This window comes from Rheinheimera sp. ATLC3 (assembly GCF_059429535.1).
In genome coordinates this window covers 681,233-698,080 of record NZ_CM182103.1, presented here as the reverse complement: position 1 = coordinate 698,080, position 16,848 = coordinate 681,233, and the positions used below count along the sequence as shown (strand labels likewise).

17 protein-coding genes are annotated in these 16,848 nt (G+C 45.5%); all 17 read left to right on the top strand.

Annotation, left to right across the window (positions count from 1 at the left end; genetic code table 11):
* Positions 1 to 43: 43 nt before the first annotated feature.
* Positions 44 to 454, top strand: a complete 411-nt coding sequence (gene gspG, locus AC5SV9_RS03275) for a type II secretion system major pseudopilin GspG (RefSeq protein ID WP_475152952.1) — start codon at positions 44 to 46, stop codon at positions 452 to 454.
* 13 nt (positions 455 to 467) lie between these two features.
* Positions 468 to 2,129 (top strand): GspE/PulE family protein, encoded by a 1,662-nt coding sequence (locus tag AC5SV9_RS03270; RefSeq protein ID WP_475152781.1) that lies wholly within the window; start codon positions 468 to 470, stop codon positions 2,127 to 2,129.
* Positions 2,129 to 3,319 carry a type II secretion system F family protein gene (locus AC5SV9_RS03265; protein ID WP_475152782.1) on the top strand — a complete coding sequence of 397 codons (1,191 nt, stop codon included), beginning with the start codon at positions 2,129 to 2,131 and terminating at the stop codon, positions 3,317 to 3,319. Before AC5SV9_RS03270 ends, AC5SV9_RS03265 begins: the two co-directional genes overlap by 1 nt.
* Positions 3,306 to 3,710 (top strand): type II secretion system protein, encoded by a 405-nt coding sequence (locus AC5SV9_RS03260; RefSeq protein ID WP_475152784.1) that lies wholly within the window; start codon positions 3,306 to 3,308, stop codon positions 3,708 to 3,710. The genes AC5SV9_RS03265 and AC5SV9_RS03260 overlap by 14 nt, the downstream gene beginning before the upstream one ends.
* Entirely contained in the window at positions 3,673 to 4,089 is a 417-nt protein-coding gene (locus tag AC5SV9_RS03255; RefSeq protein ID WP_475152786.1) for a PulJ/GspJ family protein, read from the top strand. The genes AC5SV9_RS03260 and AC5SV9_RS03255 overlap by 38 nt, the downstream gene beginning before the upstream one ends.
* Positions 4,068 to 4,763: a type II secretion system protein gene (locus AC5SV9_RS03250; protein WP_475152789.1), complete on the top strand. Its 696-nt coding sequence runs from the start codon at positions 4,068 to 4,070 to the stop codon at positions 4,761 to 4,763. Before AC5SV9_RS03255 ends, AC5SV9_RS03250 begins: the two co-directional genes overlap by 22 nt.
* Positions 4,747 to 5,655: a type II secretion system minor pseudopilin gene (locus AC5SV9_RS03245; protein ID WP_475152790.1), complete on the top strand. Its 909-nt coding sequence runs from the start codon at positions 4,747 to 4,749 to the stop codon at positions 5,653 to 5,655. Before AC5SV9_RS03250 ends, AC5SV9_RS03245 begins: the two co-directional genes overlap by 17 nt.
* On the top strand, positions 5,652 to 6,725 hold the full coding sequence (locus AC5SV9_RS03240) for a hypothetical protein (RefSeq protein ID WP_475152791.1): 1,074 nt from the start codon (positions 5,652 to 5,654) through the stop codon (positions 6,723 to 6,725). The genes AC5SV9_RS03245 and AC5SV9_RS03240 overlap by 4 nt, the downstream gene beginning before the upstream one ends.
* Positions 6,722 to 7,267 carry a hypothetical protein gene (locus AC5SV9_RS03235; protein ID WP_475152794.1) on the top strand — a complete coding sequence of 182 codons (546 nt, stop codon included), beginning with the start codon at positions 6,722 to 6,724 and terminating at the stop codon, positions 7,265 to 7,267. Before AC5SV9_RS03240 ends, AC5SV9_RS03235 begins: the two co-directional genes overlap by 4 nt.
* Positions 7,254 to 7,775 carry a hypothetical protein gene (locus AC5SV9_RS03230; RefSeq protein ID WP_475152795.1) on the top strand — a complete coding sequence of 174 codons (522 nt, stop codon included), beginning with the start codon at positions 7,254 to 7,256 and terminating at the stop codon, positions 7,773 to 7,775. Before AC5SV9_RS03235 ends, AC5SV9_RS03230 begins: the two co-directional genes overlap by 14 nt.
* 28 nt (positions 7,776 to 7,803) lie before the next feature.
* Complete coding sequence (locus tag AC5SV9_RS03225) at positions 7,804 to 9,828, top strand: secretin GspD/PilQ domain-containing protein (protein WP_475152797.1); 2,025 nt, start codon at positions 7,804 to 7,806, stop codon at positions 9,826 to 9,828.
* 261 nt (positions 9,829 to 10,089) lie between these two features.
* Positions 10,090 to 11,814, top strand: coding sequence for a hypothetical protein (locus AC5SV9_RS03220; protein WP_475152799.1), 1,725 nt, complete (start codon positions 10,090 to 10,092; stop codon positions 11,812 to 11,814).
* A 64-nt stretch (positions 11,815 to 11,878) separates the two neighbouring features.
* Complete coding sequence (locus AC5SV9_RS03215) at positions 11,879 to 12,610, top strand: DsbA family protein (RefSeq protein ID WP_475152802.1); 732 nt, start codon at positions 11,879 to 11,881, stop codon at positions 12,608 to 12,610.
* Positions 12,611 to 12,675: 65 nt separating this feature from the next.
* A complete protein-coding gene (locus tag AC5SV9_RS03210) occupies positions 12,676 to 14,028 on the top strand; it encodes a flippase (protein WP_475152805.1) in 1,353 nt (450 codons plus the stop codon).
* Positions 14,025 to 14,990: a polysaccharide pyruvyl transferase family protein gene (locus AC5SV9_RS03205; protein ID WP_475152806.1), complete on the top strand. Its 966-nt coding sequence runs from the start codon at positions 14,025 to 14,027 to the stop codon at positions 14,988 to 14,990. Before AC5SV9_RS03210 ends, AC5SV9_RS03205 begins: the two co-directional genes overlap by 4 nt.
* Positions 14,983 to 15,852, top strand: a complete 870-nt coding sequence (locus tag AC5SV9_RS03200; protein ID WP_475152809.1) for a glycosyltransferase family 2 protein — start codon at positions 14,983 to 14,985, stop codon at positions 15,850 to 15,852. The genes AC5SV9_RS03205 and AC5SV9_RS03200 overlap by 8 nt, the downstream gene beginning before the upstream one ends.
* 55 nt (positions 15,853 to 15,907) lie before the next feature.
* Entirely contained in the window at positions 15,908 to 16,825 is a 918-nt protein-coding gene (locus AC5SV9_RS03195) for a Wzz/FepE/Etk N-terminal domain-containing protein (protein ID WP_475152810.1), read from the top strand.
* The last annotated feature ends 23 nt before the right edge of the window (positions 16,826 to 16,848 follow it).

Genomic DNA, 16,848 nt, shown 5'->3' with positions numbered 1-16,848 from the left:
CTAAATCGGCCGCAGGCCCCGTAACGCAGGAGATTGAATAGTGATGTTAGATGTTCAGTGCAGTAAAAAAATGCGTGGCTTTACGCTTATTGAATTACTAATTGTTATGGTTATTTTGGGACTGCTGGCATCTTTAGTCGCGCCGACAATGTTCTCTAAAGTTGACTCTTCGAAACGGAATACGGCCGTGGCACAAATGCAAATGTTAGCAACGTCGCTTGATGCATTTCGTTTGGATGTCGGTCGTTATCCCGATCGGCTTGACGAACTCAGAACCTCAGATCGGCGTGGCTGGGATGGTCCTTATTTACCAAGGGAAGTACCTCTTGATCCCTGGGGCGCTCCTTATGTTTACCGGATCCCCGGAGAGATTGAAGCTTATGACCTACTCAGCTTTGCCGCCGATGGTGTAGAGGGCGGAGAAGGTGATAATGCTGATATTATTTACAAATAATTAGACGGAATTTATGAATAAGTCGATTGCAGATCATATCCTCGAATTAGGAGTGGTGTCAGAGAGTCAGCTAAAAAGAGCTATTGATTACCAGTCGCAGCTAGGAGGAAGAATAGAACATATACTGGTTAACCTAGGGGTTATCCAGAAAGACGATCTTGCGGAGATTTATTCATCATATCTGAACTTACCTTTATTTGAATCGCTCAGTGAGCAAATTGAACTGGATTTAGAGTTTCTCGCTACCTTTGACCTTGACAACGCATTCGAATCTGGCGCATTACCCTACCGTTGTATTGATAATAAAGTTGAGCTGGCTGTCGTCGATCCCTTTGATCTGCGGGTTTACGACAGTTTTGATGCTTTTAAACACCGTTTAAGTATTCATCTGTGTCGGCAGTCACACTTGGATGCACTACGAGCGCAGATTATTGCCAAAAAGCAGTCCGAGCAGCATCATGCTGTGGAAGGTGGTAATGAACTTGAACGTCTACGCGAACTTGCTTTCGGAGCTCCTACCGTAAACTTGGTTAATACCCTGATAGTAAGGGGTATTAAGTTACGTGCGTCTGATATGCATATAGAGCCGTTTAATGGTCGCTATCGCGTGCGTTATAGAGTCGACGGTATACTGCACCAGAGCGATACCATTCCACTTGATTTGCAACTTGGCGTATTGTCCCGGATTAAAATTATCTCGGGGATGGATATAGCAGAACGGCGCAAGCCACAAGATGGCAAGATTGAAACCAGTGTCGCGGGAAAGGAGCTTGATATCCGTGTGTCGTCTTTGCCATTGGGAGAGGGCGAGAGTTTAGTTATGCGGTTCTTGTTAAAAGAATCTGTAAGTTTCTCATTGACTAAAGCAGGCTATGAAACTGACTTAATCGAGCGTATTCAACAAGACCTGACAAGAACAACAGGCGTCATTTTAATGACAGGCCCTACCGGGTCGGGTAAAACAACCAGTTTGTACTCATTCTTATCGCAGTTAAATACGCCAGCGGTGAAAATTGTTACGCTGGAAGATCCGATAGAGTATCAGTTGGCGGGTATAAACCAGGTTCAGGTTAACAGCGATATCGGTTTTGATTTTGCTAAAGGCTTAAGAAGTATCGTCCGGCAAGACCCTGACATTATTATGGTAGGCGAAATCCGGGACCACGAAACTGCACGTATCGCCATGCAGTCTGCATTAACCGGACACCTGGTGTTTAGTACTGTTCACACCAACGATGCTCCGACAACCTTTACCCGGTTACTGGACTTAGGCGTTGAGGAGTTTCTGCTTAATGCGTCTGTCATATCAGTTATGGCTCAGCGGTTAGTACGCGCCATTTGCCCCGATTGCAAAGAAGCAGACCAAAATGCAGCGTCAATATTGCAGCAGGCAGAGGTGCAGTTTGTAATCGATAAGCTGATAGAAGCTCCAACTATTTGCCGTGGTAAAGGCTGCGAACGGTGCGGTGGCACTGGCTATGCTGGGCGTGTAGCCATTCTGGAGTATTTGCCAAACAATGAAGATATACAAGCCATGCCGAAAGATCAGAACTTTATCAAGAAGATCCGCGAGTATCGACTTCAGCATGGGCTAAGAACACTGAAACAAGATGGTTTGTTAAAAGTGCTCAAAGGTATTACAACTTATGATGAAGTTATTCGGGTGGCAGGTTAATGCAAAGCTGGGAGTATCTTGCTATTGATCAGGCTGGCGCCCGCGTAAAGGGGCGTATCAGAGCTGAAACTGAAACCGAAGCTTTGTCTCAGGTCATTGCAAAAAAGCTATCGCCGTTAAGTGTAAAAGAGATAAAGGCGGATACCAGTTTATTTAACCGGATCAGCAATGCTGATCTTGAGCAGATAACGGTCGAGCTATCGTTACTGATGAGAAACGGTGTGCAACTTGACCGTGCCCTGGATATGATGTCACAAAGTAATACTAATCCTGTGGCGGCGGAAATGTTGGCGACGATGACCGAGCAGGTAAGAGCCGGTAAGCCGCTTAATGTTGCATTTGCGATGTTTCCGCGATACTTCAATACGTTGTACTGTGAGATGATCCGTATTGGCGAAGAGTCAGGACAGCTTGCCACGACACTTGAACGCCTTGGAGCAAACCAGAAGTTTCAGAACGACCTGAAAAGCAAAGTTAATCAGGCAATGATTTATCCTGGTTTTATTTTTGCGGTATGCCTTATCGCGTTGTTTGCCATATTTAACTTTATCGTGCCAAGTATGGAAGGCTTATTCGCAAATATGCGCGATATCCCTGCTTACACTGCGTTTCTTATTGATACCAGTGCCTGGATGCGCAACAACCAGATTTATATCCTGCTGGTTTTTGTATTGCTAATAGTGGTTATTATTGCCAATGCCCGCAAGCCCTGGTTTCAAAGAATGCTGCGTACCGTTTTAACACATACCCCTGTCATAAAAAATGGCCTGTTGTTAAGTGAGCGCATCAGGTTTATATCTTCAATGCAGTTAATGTTACAAAGTGGTTTGCCACTTGCGCAGGCATTAAAGCTGTCAGTGGGTATTAGTTCTGATGAGAAAATTCAGGGACAATTACGCCGCGTACGTGATGAAGTATCACAGGGGCGTATGTTATCCGACACTTTGGCTTCTACAGACATCTTAGAGCCTGTAATGCTTTCACTGGTTAAAGTCGGCGAAGAGAGCGGTAATCTTGACACCGTGTTTGCTGAGATGTCTAACAGGTCACGTTGGCGCTTTGAGCAATGGGCGTTAAAACTTACCAGTATGCTCGAACCCATTCTAATCATCGTTATGGGCGGACTGGTAGGTTCAGTCGTAGTAACCATGCTGCTCAGTATCGTATCGACATCTGATGTACCGTTTTAAACAAGCTTTTACGCTTATTGAGTTGCTGGTTGTTATGGCACTGATGGCGCTCAGTGTCAGTATTATTTTGCCATTAACCATTAAGCAAATTGACGCTGCCAGGTATCGCGGTGAGCGTGAACTTTCTGCTCTGTTTATTCAGCGTATGCAGCACAACAGCTTTTTTTTATCCAGGCCCGTTACAGTTAACGCTGGTGGCAAAGCACTTGTTGCCAACAGTGGCAATTTCACACAGCGGTTGGACTTGCAGTATATTGCGTTTGAAGAGCAACACATCGAGTTTCTGCCATTAAACACCAGCGTTAAACTGGAATTTAATGCCAGTATCGGGCAAACGTTATGGAAACTTAAAATTGAAAACCAAAACGCCATATGGGTTAACGCTGATTGAAGTGCTGATAGCGTCGATGATTTTGTTTATGACGCTAGGGGTAGTTTCGGCCATTTTTCAGCAGAATATCGCATCGCAAAATCAAGCTGCGAAGTTTATCAGTACCTTAAATGATTATCCGTCTATTGTGGCAAAGATAAGCTTTCAGTTGGAAAACACTCAAGAAAAAGCAGGCAGCTTTCAACTGTCACAAGACAATGTTTATCAATGGACAGCAACCGTCGTTAGCCAAGCGTCAGGGGTTACTCAATACAGTCCCGAGGCAGGTGCTGCCGAAACGGCAGAAGGTATATTTGTGCTGTACGATATTACCGTAACCGACAAAAAAGACTTCAGCTTTAACTTCAGGCAGACAGTGTGGAAAAGCAGCGCGGTTTAACATTACTTGAAATGCTGGTATCAATACTCATCCTGACCACAGTGTTAGCGCTGACCAGCACGTCTTATTCATACTATGTTGGCCAGTTAAACCGGCAGCAAACAGCTTTTGGTGCTCGTTTACAAGATACAAAGCTGGCGCAAGCCTGGCAGAATCAGCTATCTGCTGCGTTTGCTTATTTCGTTGAAGTAGCACCAAACACTAACCGCATATGGTTTAAAGGTAATGCTACAGATGTCAGTTGGGTAGCTTCAACCAGCCTCCAGCAGCCCGGCATAACAAGCGTTGCCTGGCTTGGAATGCGTGATAAGCAACTGGTGTATTGCGAACAAACGTTGACAGATACACTGTTTGTTAACCCTCAACTTGATGTAAAAACGCTATGTGATAGTTATATGCTGGAGATCGCGCCTGCAGATAAGATCAGACTGGAATATTTTAGTTGGCCTAGTCTGGTAGCAAAGCAAAACGCCGAAACGACAACGGCGCTAGCAGGTGCTCTTGTTAGCAAACCACAGTGGTTTAAAAAGGTGGATGCCTTTGAAACAGGTTTATTGCCCGGCTGGGTAAAGCTGTTGCTTAGCACAGCAGAAGGCGAGCGGGAATATTGGCTACGGTTGGAAAATAGTGATAGAGAAAGATTGGGAATTTTTTTGAGTGAAAGCATTGGCTAGCGCAAATAAGGCACAACAAGGCATAGCGCTAATACTGGTATTAATGCTATGTGCTGTTATTGCAGTTGTGGTGACAGTTTATCAGTACAAAACCAGAAGTCATTTAGCTGTAGCCAGCCAGGCTAAAAACCTGCTGTTGGCAAAAGCAAAAGTTGAAACGGCAAAAGCAGAACTCAGTTATTTATTATTAACGTCACCTTTATGGCTGGAGCGGCCAGGGCAAGATGTAAACCAACGGCTGGGTTTACCTTTGAAATTTAATTTCTGGGGTGAACAATTTCAGTGGCAGGACGTTGATATTCGTCTGTTTGATACGGCCGGTCTTCTGGCTGTGCACCCTTTTAATGCAGCCGCCTGGTTTAACGTGCTTGACAATGCCGGAGCCGCGGAGCCGGGTCATATAGTCGCTGCACTGGAAGACTGGTTTGATGCCGATGATTTTTTACACCTTAACGGAGCAGAGAAAAGTGATTACCTACAACCGGGCCTGCCCAGAAACGGCTTACCGCAAACCGTTGAAGAGCTTCAACTGGTAAAAGGTATGCACCCCTATTGGCCGAAGATAGCTCCCTATGTTACTTTTGTTGGATCTTCCGTGGTAAACTTCGACTTTTCACCCGAAGCTATACTTCCTTCCTTTATTGGCGAGTACCGGGCAACGCAGCTGGCCGCCTTGCGCCGCGGCGATGAAGTTTCCGCTGATCAGCTTACGCCTGAGCGCTCTGAAGAAATGAACGTTTATTTAAGCAGGAGGCTAAGGGTAAGTATATACGCCGAGATTGAAGACAGTGCTTATGGCGAAACCTTCATTCTTGGCAAAGGATATGGTAGCGGCAATATAATGTATATCGCTGAAAAACAACCCGGGTTTGTCATGATGGAGGCAAATTGAAAGTATTGCAGCAGTGGTTAACGGCGCCATCCTGGTTTAACTCAGCGTTAGAATCTGGTTCGAGAACGTCAAGACGTACCCTAATTCTGGACAAGGCCGCTTACAGTGAGTATGTTCGGCGTTACAGTGCCAGTGCATTGGATTTACCGCGTATCATACGTAACGAGCTTAAAGTACTGTCCCGTAATGACGCGAAAGTGCTGTGGAAAATTATTAGTTCAGGTGATGGCGCTTACCGGGTCTTATACGCTGTGGTTGACAAAGCGACCACCGATAAAATAGCTGGGAAGTGGTGCTTGTTAATACCGGAAACCTGGCTTTTGTACAAGCTGCTTCAGACAAACACCTTGTATTGTGTGCAGTCAGATACACAGTATTGGGCCTGGCTGGCTAAGGATTCTACTTTGCATACCACTGCAGTGGGTGGCTTGATGACTAATCCCCGATTTTTCCTTGATGCATTAGGGCAATCCAAAGTTCAGGCTGTTGCCGAAAATTTATCTATCCGCAATGAGGCAGTGAGCCTAAACAAAATTATTCACTGGCGCGATTTACCGGGCATTTTATGTTTCGCCAGGCCGGCGTCATCCGGTATTTCAGTGCCATGGCGAAAGTTCATGTTTGCTGTAGCGGCAGTAACCTGCGTTTATATGGCAGGTACATCTGCTTACCTTAGCTGGCAGGAGAATCGTTTGCGGGATAACGTTGCTCAGTTGCAACAAGCCGCGTCAAAATTGTTCGACCGCCAACAAACATTAGAAAACCTGGCTAGGACGCAGGCAGATTACAGCCAGTTGTTTGACCGTTATCCTCAGGTCAACAGCACGATAGCAACGATTATTCAGCAAATACCCGACAATGTGGTGTTGGAGAACATTGCCATGAGTGGTGCTTTGTTGCAGCTTAGTGGTTCAGCTGATTCAGCAACAGAAGTGCTGGCTAGTTTGAATGTGGGCGCTAAATGGCGGGAAGTGAAGTTTGACAGTAATGTTCGGCGTAACAAAGGCAGGGAGTTTTTTACTATTAGCCTGGTGATACCGCAAGTACAGACAGTCGGGGAGGGGATGTGACCCGAAATCAACGTATTGGTCTAATCGTTATTGCCGTTTTGCTTATAGCCCGTTTGATCTTTCTCCCATGGCAGCAATGGGTTGAGCAAAAAGCAGAAGTGATAGCACAGCTTAAGAATAACGAGCAGCGTTTTGCCAATATTCAGCAGCGGGCCGCGCAGTTAGAAAGCCAGCAGCAGTTAATACAGCAACGCTTTGCCGAATTAGACTCCTTATGGTACAAGCGGGGAGGCGATGACGCTCAGGTAGCAATTATGCGGCATATAGAGCAACTGGCGAAGCAGCATACTGTAGAGTTGAATACCCGCAATCCGGGTGGAATTTCTTCAGAGGGCGCAACGGTAATGACTATGAGCATTTTTGTGCAGGGTAAGCCCCAGCATATGTTCAATTTTTTAACAGCATTGGAATCTACGCCACCCTATTCGTTACTGTCATCAGTACGTATTGTAAAAGGTAGCCGAGCCTCTGATACCGTCACCGCAAACTTCGATTTAGTAGTGCTGATAAAGCCGGAGGCCCTGATCGATGTTAAAGCTTAGTCGCAGTAGTTTGTTGCTGGTTGTATTACCTTTGCTGGTTGTTGGCCTCCATCTGATATGGTTGACGGGTAAACTAAATGTACAGCGCAAAGTTAGTAACGATTCAGCCGAACAGCAAAATACAACATCATTTTTGCGCCAGAATGCTGCAGCAAAAGAGTCTGCAGTGCTGTTTAGTCAACGTTTTGGTGTTGAAGCTGAGCTACAGATCACTGACGATGCGGCAACACAGCAACAAGCTCAGACGTTACTTGATTTACAGCCAAAAGTGCTGGCAATAGATGAACGTTCTGCGCAGTTAACCGCCTACCTTACTTATATATTGGACAATAAGCCGGTTTTCGTCAGTGTGGTAAGCGGCGATACTTTGCTGGGTTATCAGGTCGTAGCCATTAATATGGCCGAGATAAAGTTCGATGCTATAGCCGCGGATAGCCAACAACAGAATACAGCACTAAAGCCATCGTTAACGTTACGTCTTTTTGACAGCGTTGCGGTGCAGAATTAAATAACCGGATTATAGGTGTATAGAGTTAATGAAGACTACCCCCAGCATTAAGTTAACCATTACCGCTTGCGCAATAGCGTTACTTACCGTGTCATGTGCCAGTACTGATTCCTCTGCGCATAAAAAGGAGATGACAGATAATTTTTCTGTACCGGGTTCGTTTTTAAAGCAAGAGCAAAAGGCCCGGGAAAGCCAGCAGGTGCAGCCGGAAGAAAAATCAGACGTGCATCAGCAGACTCAGTTGGCCTCAATGGGCAGTTTAAAGCGTGGCTCACCATTATTAAGCCAGGCGCCACAATTTGCTTCAGATACACCGGTTAAGGTAGCGGTTAACGAAATGACAGTGCCGCAGCTGGCACACTATGTGTTTGGCGAATTGCTGGCGTTAAGTTATGTGATTGCGCCTGACGTAGAACGAATGAAAGAGAAAGTCGCGCTGAGTATCAAGCAGGATGTTTCACCCGCTGAGTTATTTCAAATTAGCCGGCAAATTTTGGCGCAGCAAAAGGTAGAGGTGTATACCAAAGACAATATTTTATATGTTGGTAAATCCAGCGATAGAGTAGTAGACCGTGCTATTGGCATAGGCCGCGAAATGGAAGATTTACCTGACGCAGGTGACGATATTATTCAGCTGGTGCCTTATGTTTATAACTCATCCCGTTCTATCATCAGCATAGTGTCGAAACTGACCAACGCGCAGGCATATCCGGACCAAAGTAACCGTTTACTGGTGCTGGAAGGTAAAAGAGCTGATATAGAACGTGCACTGCAGATCGTTAACATGCTGGATGTCCCACATGCAAAAGGGCGTGATATTCGTATGTTGTCGTTGGTTTATCTTTCACCCGAAGCGCTGATTGCTCAATTGCAAACATTAATGGCAGCTGAAGGTATTAACATTGGCGATGATATTGCCCTGGTGTCCATAAACCGGCTGAATGCGGTAGTCGTGTATTCTAGCAACCGTACGCTGGGGGATAGGGTATCAATGTGGGCAAAAACGCTGGATGTGCCAACTGGTGGCGAGACGGAGCGTTTTTATGTGTACCGGCCACAGTATGCCAAAGCTGAAGAGTTAATGAAAAGCATGCAGATGGTGATCCAGCCATTGAGCACTTCAGCCAGTTCAGACTCAACAGAAACTAGCAATGGTGCAGCAGGTGGTCGGCGTGGTAGTGCCGGGGTAAGCGCACCCGGTATCAGAATAAATGCCGATGAAGCGCAAAATGCACTGATTATCAATGCCTCGCCAAGTAAATATCAGGAAGTTTTAGCACTCATAGAGCAGCTTGACCGTCTGCCTGGCCAAGTCGCTATGCAGGTGGTCGTTGCAGAGGTGGAGCTGACGGACAATGTATCCTCTGGTATCGACTGGTTTTATAGCTCTAATAACAATTACAGCAGGTCGGCCAGCTTGGATTTGAAATCCAGCACCGGTAGTATTTCTTTTACCGGCTTCAATGGTGACTGGCGTGTTGTTTTGCAAATGTTAGCCACTAAAACCAATACCCGAGTGCTATCTCGCCCGTACTTAGTAGTTCGGGACGGTGAAAGTGCCAGCATTAATTCAGGCGAGCAGGTTCCTATTATTACCGAGTTTCGTGACTCTGATAATACTGATTCGATTCGAACCAGCGTGCAGTATCGCTCTACAGGTGTTTCTTTAAGTGTTACACCGACTATTAACGCCGATGGCTTGGTAAGCCTGCAAATAGCGCAGGAAACGTCTAAAAGCGCACCTAACACTACGTCAGATATATCTTCACCTACCATAACGTCACGCAGTATAAGTACCAATGTACTGGCAGCTAACGGCCAAACAGTCGTTTTAGGCGGATTAATTCAGGAAAACATGGAAGGCAATGATTCAAAAGTGCCACTTTTAGGTGACATTCCTTTATTTGGTAAACTGTTCCAGACTAACAGCAATAATTTTAAGCGTACCGAGCTAATGGTGCTGATTACCCCGAGAATAATCAGCGATACTACAGAGTTAGATGAGTTTAGCCGTAAGCTTACAGAATTGTATAGCTTTCCAGTACAACCTTAATAATTTAAGTAGCTAAAAAACGAACAATTACAAAGATTTTTTAAAATTTAGCTGTTGACTACACTAAGGCAAGCTAGCTATGATTCGGGCATTAAATACTCTTCGGTGACTTTTGCAGGTGGTGAACGCATGCAAGCGCCGGCTGCTGTACTAAAGTCGCAGTGGTATTTAATACCTAAGGCTGAATTTATTCAGCCACAGGGACACGTGTTCCAACAAGCGGCTAAGAACTGCTTGTAAAATTTAACGGAGAAAAACGGAATGAAATTACTTAAAAAAGCGCTTATTTCATCTGCTGTGTTAGCAGGTTTAGCGTCTACTAATGTGTTTGCTGGTACAGAAGCATGTTTCGAGATCTACAAAGGTGACACCATTGTAGACCACAATGTACTGTTCTCTGCAGCTCAATGTTACACTGGTACTCCAGCAATGCGTGATGGAGCTTTAGCAGCTTTGGAAGAAGGTTCTGTTGCTTATGAACTGACCAAAGGCGGCGCTAATGGCTATCCTATCGAGTTAGGTCAGGCTGCTTTTGAAGCAGGCGCTACTGGTTTAAATGATGGTTTGCAAATTGTTTACATTCCAACTACTGATATTCCAGGCGCGTCACGTATCAAAGTGAAGCTGACTAATGCAGTATTTAGTGGCAACGCTAACCAGATCTTCCTGTTAGGTTCTACTGATGACGTTCTGGCTACTTCAGACGGCGTAGTTGATGGCCAGGGCGAAATTGAGTTCTTAACTCAGTCTGGTACTACTATCCCAGCTGGTACTCGTATGGTTTTCTCTAAAGGCAATACTTTAGCAACCCAAGAGCCAGTAGGTATTTTGACTCAAAATACTACTTGTACTGACAGCAGTTCAAGTGCAGTAATCTCTATTGCGGCAACTTCAGCCAAGACAGATGGTGGCTCTAGCATCATCGGTGGTGTATCACGTGCTGAAACACTGATCGATATTTCTCCACAGTATGTTACGTTCTTAGGTACTGCTACTTCTGCAGAAGTTAATGCTCAAAGCACTAACTCTGCTGATGCAGAAATTGTTGCGCGTACTGAGTTTGTATTTGAAGCTGGCAGCTTAACTCTGCAACGCACTGATATCATTGCTCCGTTCGCGTTTGTTGACCGTGAACTTGCGCTTGATTTAGCACATACATTAACTGCTGATGATGAATTAGAGCTGACTTTCTCTACTACCGGTGATACTGGTGAGTCTGTAGCCTTTGGTATTTTCAATACTCAAACTAACCCTGGTGGTGTTTTAGCTAACCAAGTCACTTTAGATGCTGACGATGCTTATGGTTATGCCGATACTCCTTATGCTCTGGAAGCTGACTCAGTATTTGCTGTATTAGCAACTGGCGCTGAAGCAGCTGCTGACGCAGACTATGGTGTTGGCGCTACCTCTAATACCCATTTCTTCACTGTTTCTCAGTTAGATGACGAAGTGCCAATGGGCTTTAACTACGCAGTTAACGTAACAAGCACTTTGAACTTTGACGGTGCGCCTCTGTTAGATCACTGCCCTCAAACGACTAATACTCACAATATTGGTATTAACGGCGCAGTATTAAAAGTTCCTTACGCTGTATCTGGCGCGGGTAACTTTGTACGTGTAACTAACGAGCACAACCAAGATGCAGAAGTTACTGTAGACGTATTCAGCGAATCAGCTGACGGTACTGCAGGTAAGCGTTTTGCTACTGCTGTAACTCTGGGTACTGTACCTGCTAAATCTTCTGTTGTTTACTTCGTAGAAGACGTAATTAAAGCAGCACAAGATCAGAAAGGTTACACTGGTGCTGACGGCGGTTACACTAAAGGTGCTTTTGGCTCTAACCAGCAAGCAGCTCCTAACCGTCACACTCTGACCTTCGCAGTAACTTCTCCACGTGACACTGTTCACGGTGTTACTGTACAGAAGATCCCTGGTGGTGTTGACCGTGTAATGCCAGTTCTGGATCAGAACAACTGGAACCAGTAATAACATTACGTTATTAGCTTGATAGAGCCCTCGCTTGCGAGGGCTTTTTTATTAGGAGTTCAACATGATTAAACAGCTAGTGTCAGCTGGGTTGCTGGCAGTATTATTGGCGTCTTGCAGCCATACGACACAGCAGCAAGCCAGCAATGACGAGATTAAGCAGTTACAGGCCAGAGTGGCAAAGCTTGAGCAAATTCAAACTACGGTAGCACAGCGTGTTGGTTTAGGGGCCTTAGTACGACCAGACGCAATCGAGTTTGGCGACGGCCATTTGCTAGGCAACCCACAAGCGGAGGTTGCTATTATCGAGTTTACTGATTTGCACTGCCCGTTTTGTGCCAAGTTTCATACTGAGATATGGCCAGAGCTAAAAGCCGATTATGTCGACACCAATAAAGTACTTTTCGTTGGCCGTGATATGCCGTTGCTAAAACTGCATCCTAACGCTGGTTATGCCGCAGTAACGCTTCGCTGCGCTGCGCAGCAAGACAGGTATGGTGTTGCAAAAGACAAATTGTTTAATAACGCTGCGGCGTTTGACAATGCGTTTTTAGCGTCATTAATGACAGAGTTGTCGCTTGATTCAGATAAAATGAACAGTTGTCTGAAAAATATGAACGTACATAATGCTGTGTCTGCGTCGCTGAATTATGGCACTGCGCTGGGCTTTAATGGTACCCCGGTATTTGTTATTGGCAAAAAACGGGGTAATACGGTAGTAGATTATGAAATAATCACAGGCAGTGGCTCAGTTGCTGAGTTCAGCGCTGTTCTGAATAAGTTTATTGCCAACTAAATTATGTGCTTGTCGAAACAGGCTCGCTATTAAAAGCGAGCTCTCTCTTGTTAGGTAGTGAAAATATGCCGCCAGCCGATTTACCCGCCAACCGCAAAGTATTACACCGTATCGGTGGAAATATTGCCTGGTTATTGGCGGATAAAGTGCTCAGACTGGGCTTAACCCTTATCGTCACAGTGTTTGTAGCGCGTTACCTTGGCCCGGAACAGTTCGGTGTATTAAATTTTGTGCTGGCGTTGGTTGCGGTGTTTGCGGTCGTTGCCGCTTTTGGCCTGCAGGGCACAGTGGTGCGCGACTTGGTGCAAAGCCCGGCTGATACCGGCAAAATATTAGCCGGTGCTTTAGTTATAAAGCTGTCAGCGGCCGTTTTGATGTATGGATTGCTATTAGCTACCATATGGATATTGCGCCCGTCCGGCGATGCAAGTCGTGTGTTTGTTGCTTTTCTGGGAACTACATTGATTTTCAGGTGTAGCGAAGCTTATAAGTATTGGTTTGAATCCCAGATCCGGTCAAAGTATGTGGTATGGGCAGAGAATATCGTGTTTGCTATGGTCGTTTGTGCCAAGCTGGCAATGGTGTATTTACAGGCGCCGTTGATAGCGTTTGTCTGGTTGGCGACGATAGAATCATTATGTACGGCACTGTTCTTAAGACTACTGTTCAAAAAAATTTTTGTCACCAGCCCTGACTGGCATTTTTGCCCCGAAACCACCAAACGCTTAATTTTGCAAAGCTGGCCGTTGGTTATTTCCGCCGCGGCGTGGATCCTGTATGTACGGATAGATCAGATTATGCTGGCGCAATTGGCCGGTGATAAAGATGTCGGCATTTATTCTGCTGCAGTGCGTTTAAGCGAGGTAAGTAACTTTATCCCTGGTATCATCGCTTTTTCTGTCATGCCCGCTATTCTACCGCTGTTACAGCAAGACCCGCGACATTATCAGCGCCGCTTGCAACAGTTGTTTGACGTATCTGTGCTGCTGATGTTGTGCTTTGCTCTGGTGGTAACCTTACTTGCTCACTGGATTATTCCGTTGCTGTTTGGTGTTGTGTACCAGGGCGCTGCAGAAGTACTGGTAATTCATGTCTGGTGTGGTATTTTTAGCGCCCTTGCAGTGGTCAGCAGCAGGCATTTAATAAACATCGGTCTGCAGACGGTGCTTATGCAGAGAAATTTATTGGGGCTGCTGCTGAATGTACCGCTGAATTTTTGGCTAATTCCACGTTACGGTGCTGTTGGCGCAGCTTCAGCCAGTCTGGCTTCAATGATATGTGTTAATTATATATTTGATATTTTCCATCCGGCAACGCGAGTAATGTTCGGGCAAAAAACTAAGGCCTTGTTACTCATTCAACTGCCGTCGAACATGAAAGAGTTTTATAAATTGGTTAGTAAAGGTATGAATTCATGAGCAACAACGTTTCTGTTGAACATAAAAAACTGATGGAATCGTTGCTTGAAAAGCATCAGCTAATTGCCGACGTGATCGGAGACAAAGCGGTGAGTTATATTGATGTGCCGTTGTACAGAAACGTGGGCGATTTACTCATAATGCAAGGCTCACTGGCCTTTTTTCAGCGTTACAATATTTCTGTCAGCTATAAGGCTAATTGGTTTAACGTGGCCAGAAATTGCATCCCGCCACACGATGTCGTGGTTTTTCAGGGCGGCGGCAATTTAGGTGACTTATACGGCGGCTGCCAGGTTGTCAGAGAGACATTGATCCCGCTGCTAAGGCAACAAAGGGTTGTTATTCTGCCGCAATCAATTCATTTCGAGCAGGAAGAGAACTACCAGCGTTGCTGCGCCATTTTTCGTCAGCACCCCGACTTGCATTTATTTGTGCGTGATGAAGCGTCTTTGGTGCTTGCCAGAGGTATGACAGATAACGTGTATTTAATGCCTGATATGGCGCACCAGTTGTATCCGTTAACAAGAACTGCAGCCGTTGCAGAGGGGACGCTGGCATTAATGCGCATAGATAAAGAAGCCCAGGCTGGCCGCCAGCTTATGCAAGCCGATAAGATGACTGACTGGAATATTTTGTTCAATAACAGCAGCAGAGCTTTGGTATTTGCCATGCGTGTCATGCGCTTGGGTGCGATGGCTGGTTTAAATCGTTTGCCGGGCTCTACAGGCACCAATATTGGTATACAGATGGCCAATACTTTGGTCCGGCGGGCAATTAAACTGTTCTCACAGTATCAGTATGTGAAAACCGACAGATTGCACGGCCATATATTGTCTTGTCTGCTGGATATCCCGCATCAGGTTATGGACAATAGCTACGGTAAGAACAGTCGATATATGGCGTTGTGGACAGGTCAGAGTGATATAGTTGATACCAAGTTTGTAGGGTCTGATAGTGACTAATGCGCCTTTGGTAACAGTATTATTGCCGGTTTACAATGGACAGCAGTATATCATTTCTGCAGCTGACAGCATTTTGCGCCAGGATTACCGTAGCTTCGAGCTGCTGATCATTAACGATGGTTCAACTGACGATACGGACACCTTAATAAAACAACAGCTGTTAAATGAGCCGCGTGTGCGTTATGTCAGTCGGGAAAATAAGGGGTTGATTGCAACGTTAAATGAAGGGATCGCACTGGCAAAAGGTGACTACATTGCGCGTATGGACGCAGATGATATCGCACATAGTACCCGTTTAAGCCGGCAAGTTGCCTTTTTACAGCGTCATCCGGATGTTGCGGTGGTGGGAACAGCTTATAATATCATTAACAGCAATGATGAGCGCACTGGCGTCCGCCATCCGCCGCGTTGGCACTGTTTAATTACGCCAATGTTTATATTTGGTTCACCAATGGCACATCCGGCTGTGATGTTGAATAAAAAGCTGGCAGAAGCGGATCTATTCTACGATAAAGACTATATCCATGCTGAGGATTACGAGCTTTGGTTACGATTGTCGCTTAAGTATAAGCTGGCTAATTTGGCAGCCATTTGTCTTGATTATCGCGTACTGCCTCAAAGCATTTCCAGACGGTATGCCAAAGAGCAAAGACAGTCAGTGATTAAAGCGCAGCTGGCACATCTTTACCTTAGTGATACTAATACACAGAAACTGGCAGACAGTGCTGCTGTGTTGCTGCGGTATAATGTGGCGTGTTGGTGGCAGCAAATGGTAGCGTTCTGCAATGTAGTTCGACATCGTAAAGCACCTTTTAGCCGGGGTATAGCGCTGATCTATCTACTGCGAAATATGTTGCGATAAACGGTGTTTATCTGTTGGGTAAGCTGAAGTAAATAAGTGCTGATAAGGAATAAAAGTGTCTGAAAAAATGATCAATCAGTCAGAAGATATGCGCTTGTCTGAGTTAGTATCGGTGCTGTGGCAGGGAAAGTGGTTAATTTTGGCTGTTACATCGGTGTTGACCATAGCAGCGTTAGTGCTGGCGCTGAGTTTGCCGAATAAATACACTGCGTCTGTCTTGCTGGCGCCTTCGGCTTCGGCAGGTAGTGATGCATTAGGGGGCCTGGCGGGACAGTTTGGCGGTCTAGCGTCACTTGCTGGCATAAATGTTAAAGACAACAGTATTAGTAATGCGGCACTGGCTTTAGAGGTGGTGCGTTCCAGAGACTTTATTTCCCGTTTTATTGCCGAGCATAATGTGCTGGTACCGCTGATAGCGGCTAAAGGCTGGCAGTGGCAGGATAATACTTTACTGCTCGATCAGCAGATATACCAAAATGGTAGGTGGGTGCGGGATGTTGAACCGCCACGCAAACCTGAGCCGTCTATGCAGGAAGCATATGACGAGTTTATAGAGCTGTTCACTGTAACTAAGAACAAAGACAACGGCATAGTAACTCTGGAGGTAGAGCATTATTCTCCTTACGTGGCGCAGCAGTGGGCTGAAGCCCTAGTGGCAGATTTAAACCTGTACATGAAACACAAAGACATGCAGGAAGCTAAAGACAGCCTAAGTTATCTGGAGCGTGAACTGGCTAAAACCCAGATTGAAGAGTTGCGCAAAGCGTTATATCAATTGATAGAAGAACAAACCAAAACACTCATGTTGACACAGGTCAATAAAGAGTATGTATTTAAAACGATAGATCCTGCAGTGGTCGCGGAGCAAAAGTCAAAACCTAACCGGCCGTTAATATGCATTCTTGGTATGTTGTTGGGGGGCTTTCTAAGCTGTTTTATTGTGCTGGTAAGATATTTTGCTCAGCGTAATTAAGCATAGCCATTATTGCCTGCTGG

Excerpts from the sequence above, each read along its gene's own strand:
- gspG (WP_475152952.1), top strand. The coding sequence starts at position 44 with ATGTTAGATGTTCAGTGCAGTAAAAAAATGCGTGGCTTTACGCTTATT.
- AC5SV9_RS03270 (WP_475152781.1), top strand. The coding sequence starts at position 468 with ATGAATAAGTCGATTGCAGATCATATCCTCGAATTAGGAGTGGTGTCA.
- AC5SV9_RS03265 (WP_475152782.1), top strand. The coding sequence starts at position 2,129 with ATGCAAAGCTGGGAGTATCTTGCTATTGATCAGGCTGGCGCCCGCGTA.
- AC5SV9_RS03260 (WP_475152784.1), top strand. The coding sequence starts at position 3,306 with ATGTACCGTTTTAAACAAGCTTTTACGCTTATTGAGTTGCTGGTTGTT.
- AC5SV9_RS03230 (WP_475152795.1), top strand. The coding sequence starts at position 7,254 with ATGTTAAAGCTTAGTCGCAGTAGTTTGTTGCTGGTTGTATTACCTTTG.
- AC5SV9_RS03225 (WP_475152797.1), top strand. The coding sequence starts at position 7,804 with ATGAAGACTACCCCCAGCATTAAGTTAACCATTACCGCTTGCGCAATA.
- AC5SV9_RS03220 (WP_475152799.1), top strand. The coding sequence starts at position 10,090 with ATGAAATTACTTAAAAAAGCGCTTATTTCATCTGCTGTGTTAGCAGGT.
- AC5SV9_RS03215 (WP_475152802.1), top strand. The coding sequence starts at position 11,879 with ATGATTAAACAGCTAGTGTCAGCTGGGTTGCTGGCAGTATTATTGGCG.
- AC5SV9_RS03210 (WP_475152805.1), top strand. The coding sequence starts at position 12,676 with ATGCCGCCAGCCGATTTACCCGCCAACCGCAAAGTATTACACCGTATC.
- AC5SV9_RS03205 (WP_475152806.1), top strand. The coding sequence starts at position 14,025 with ATGAGCAACAACGTTTCTGTTGAACATAAAAAACTGATGGAATCGTTG.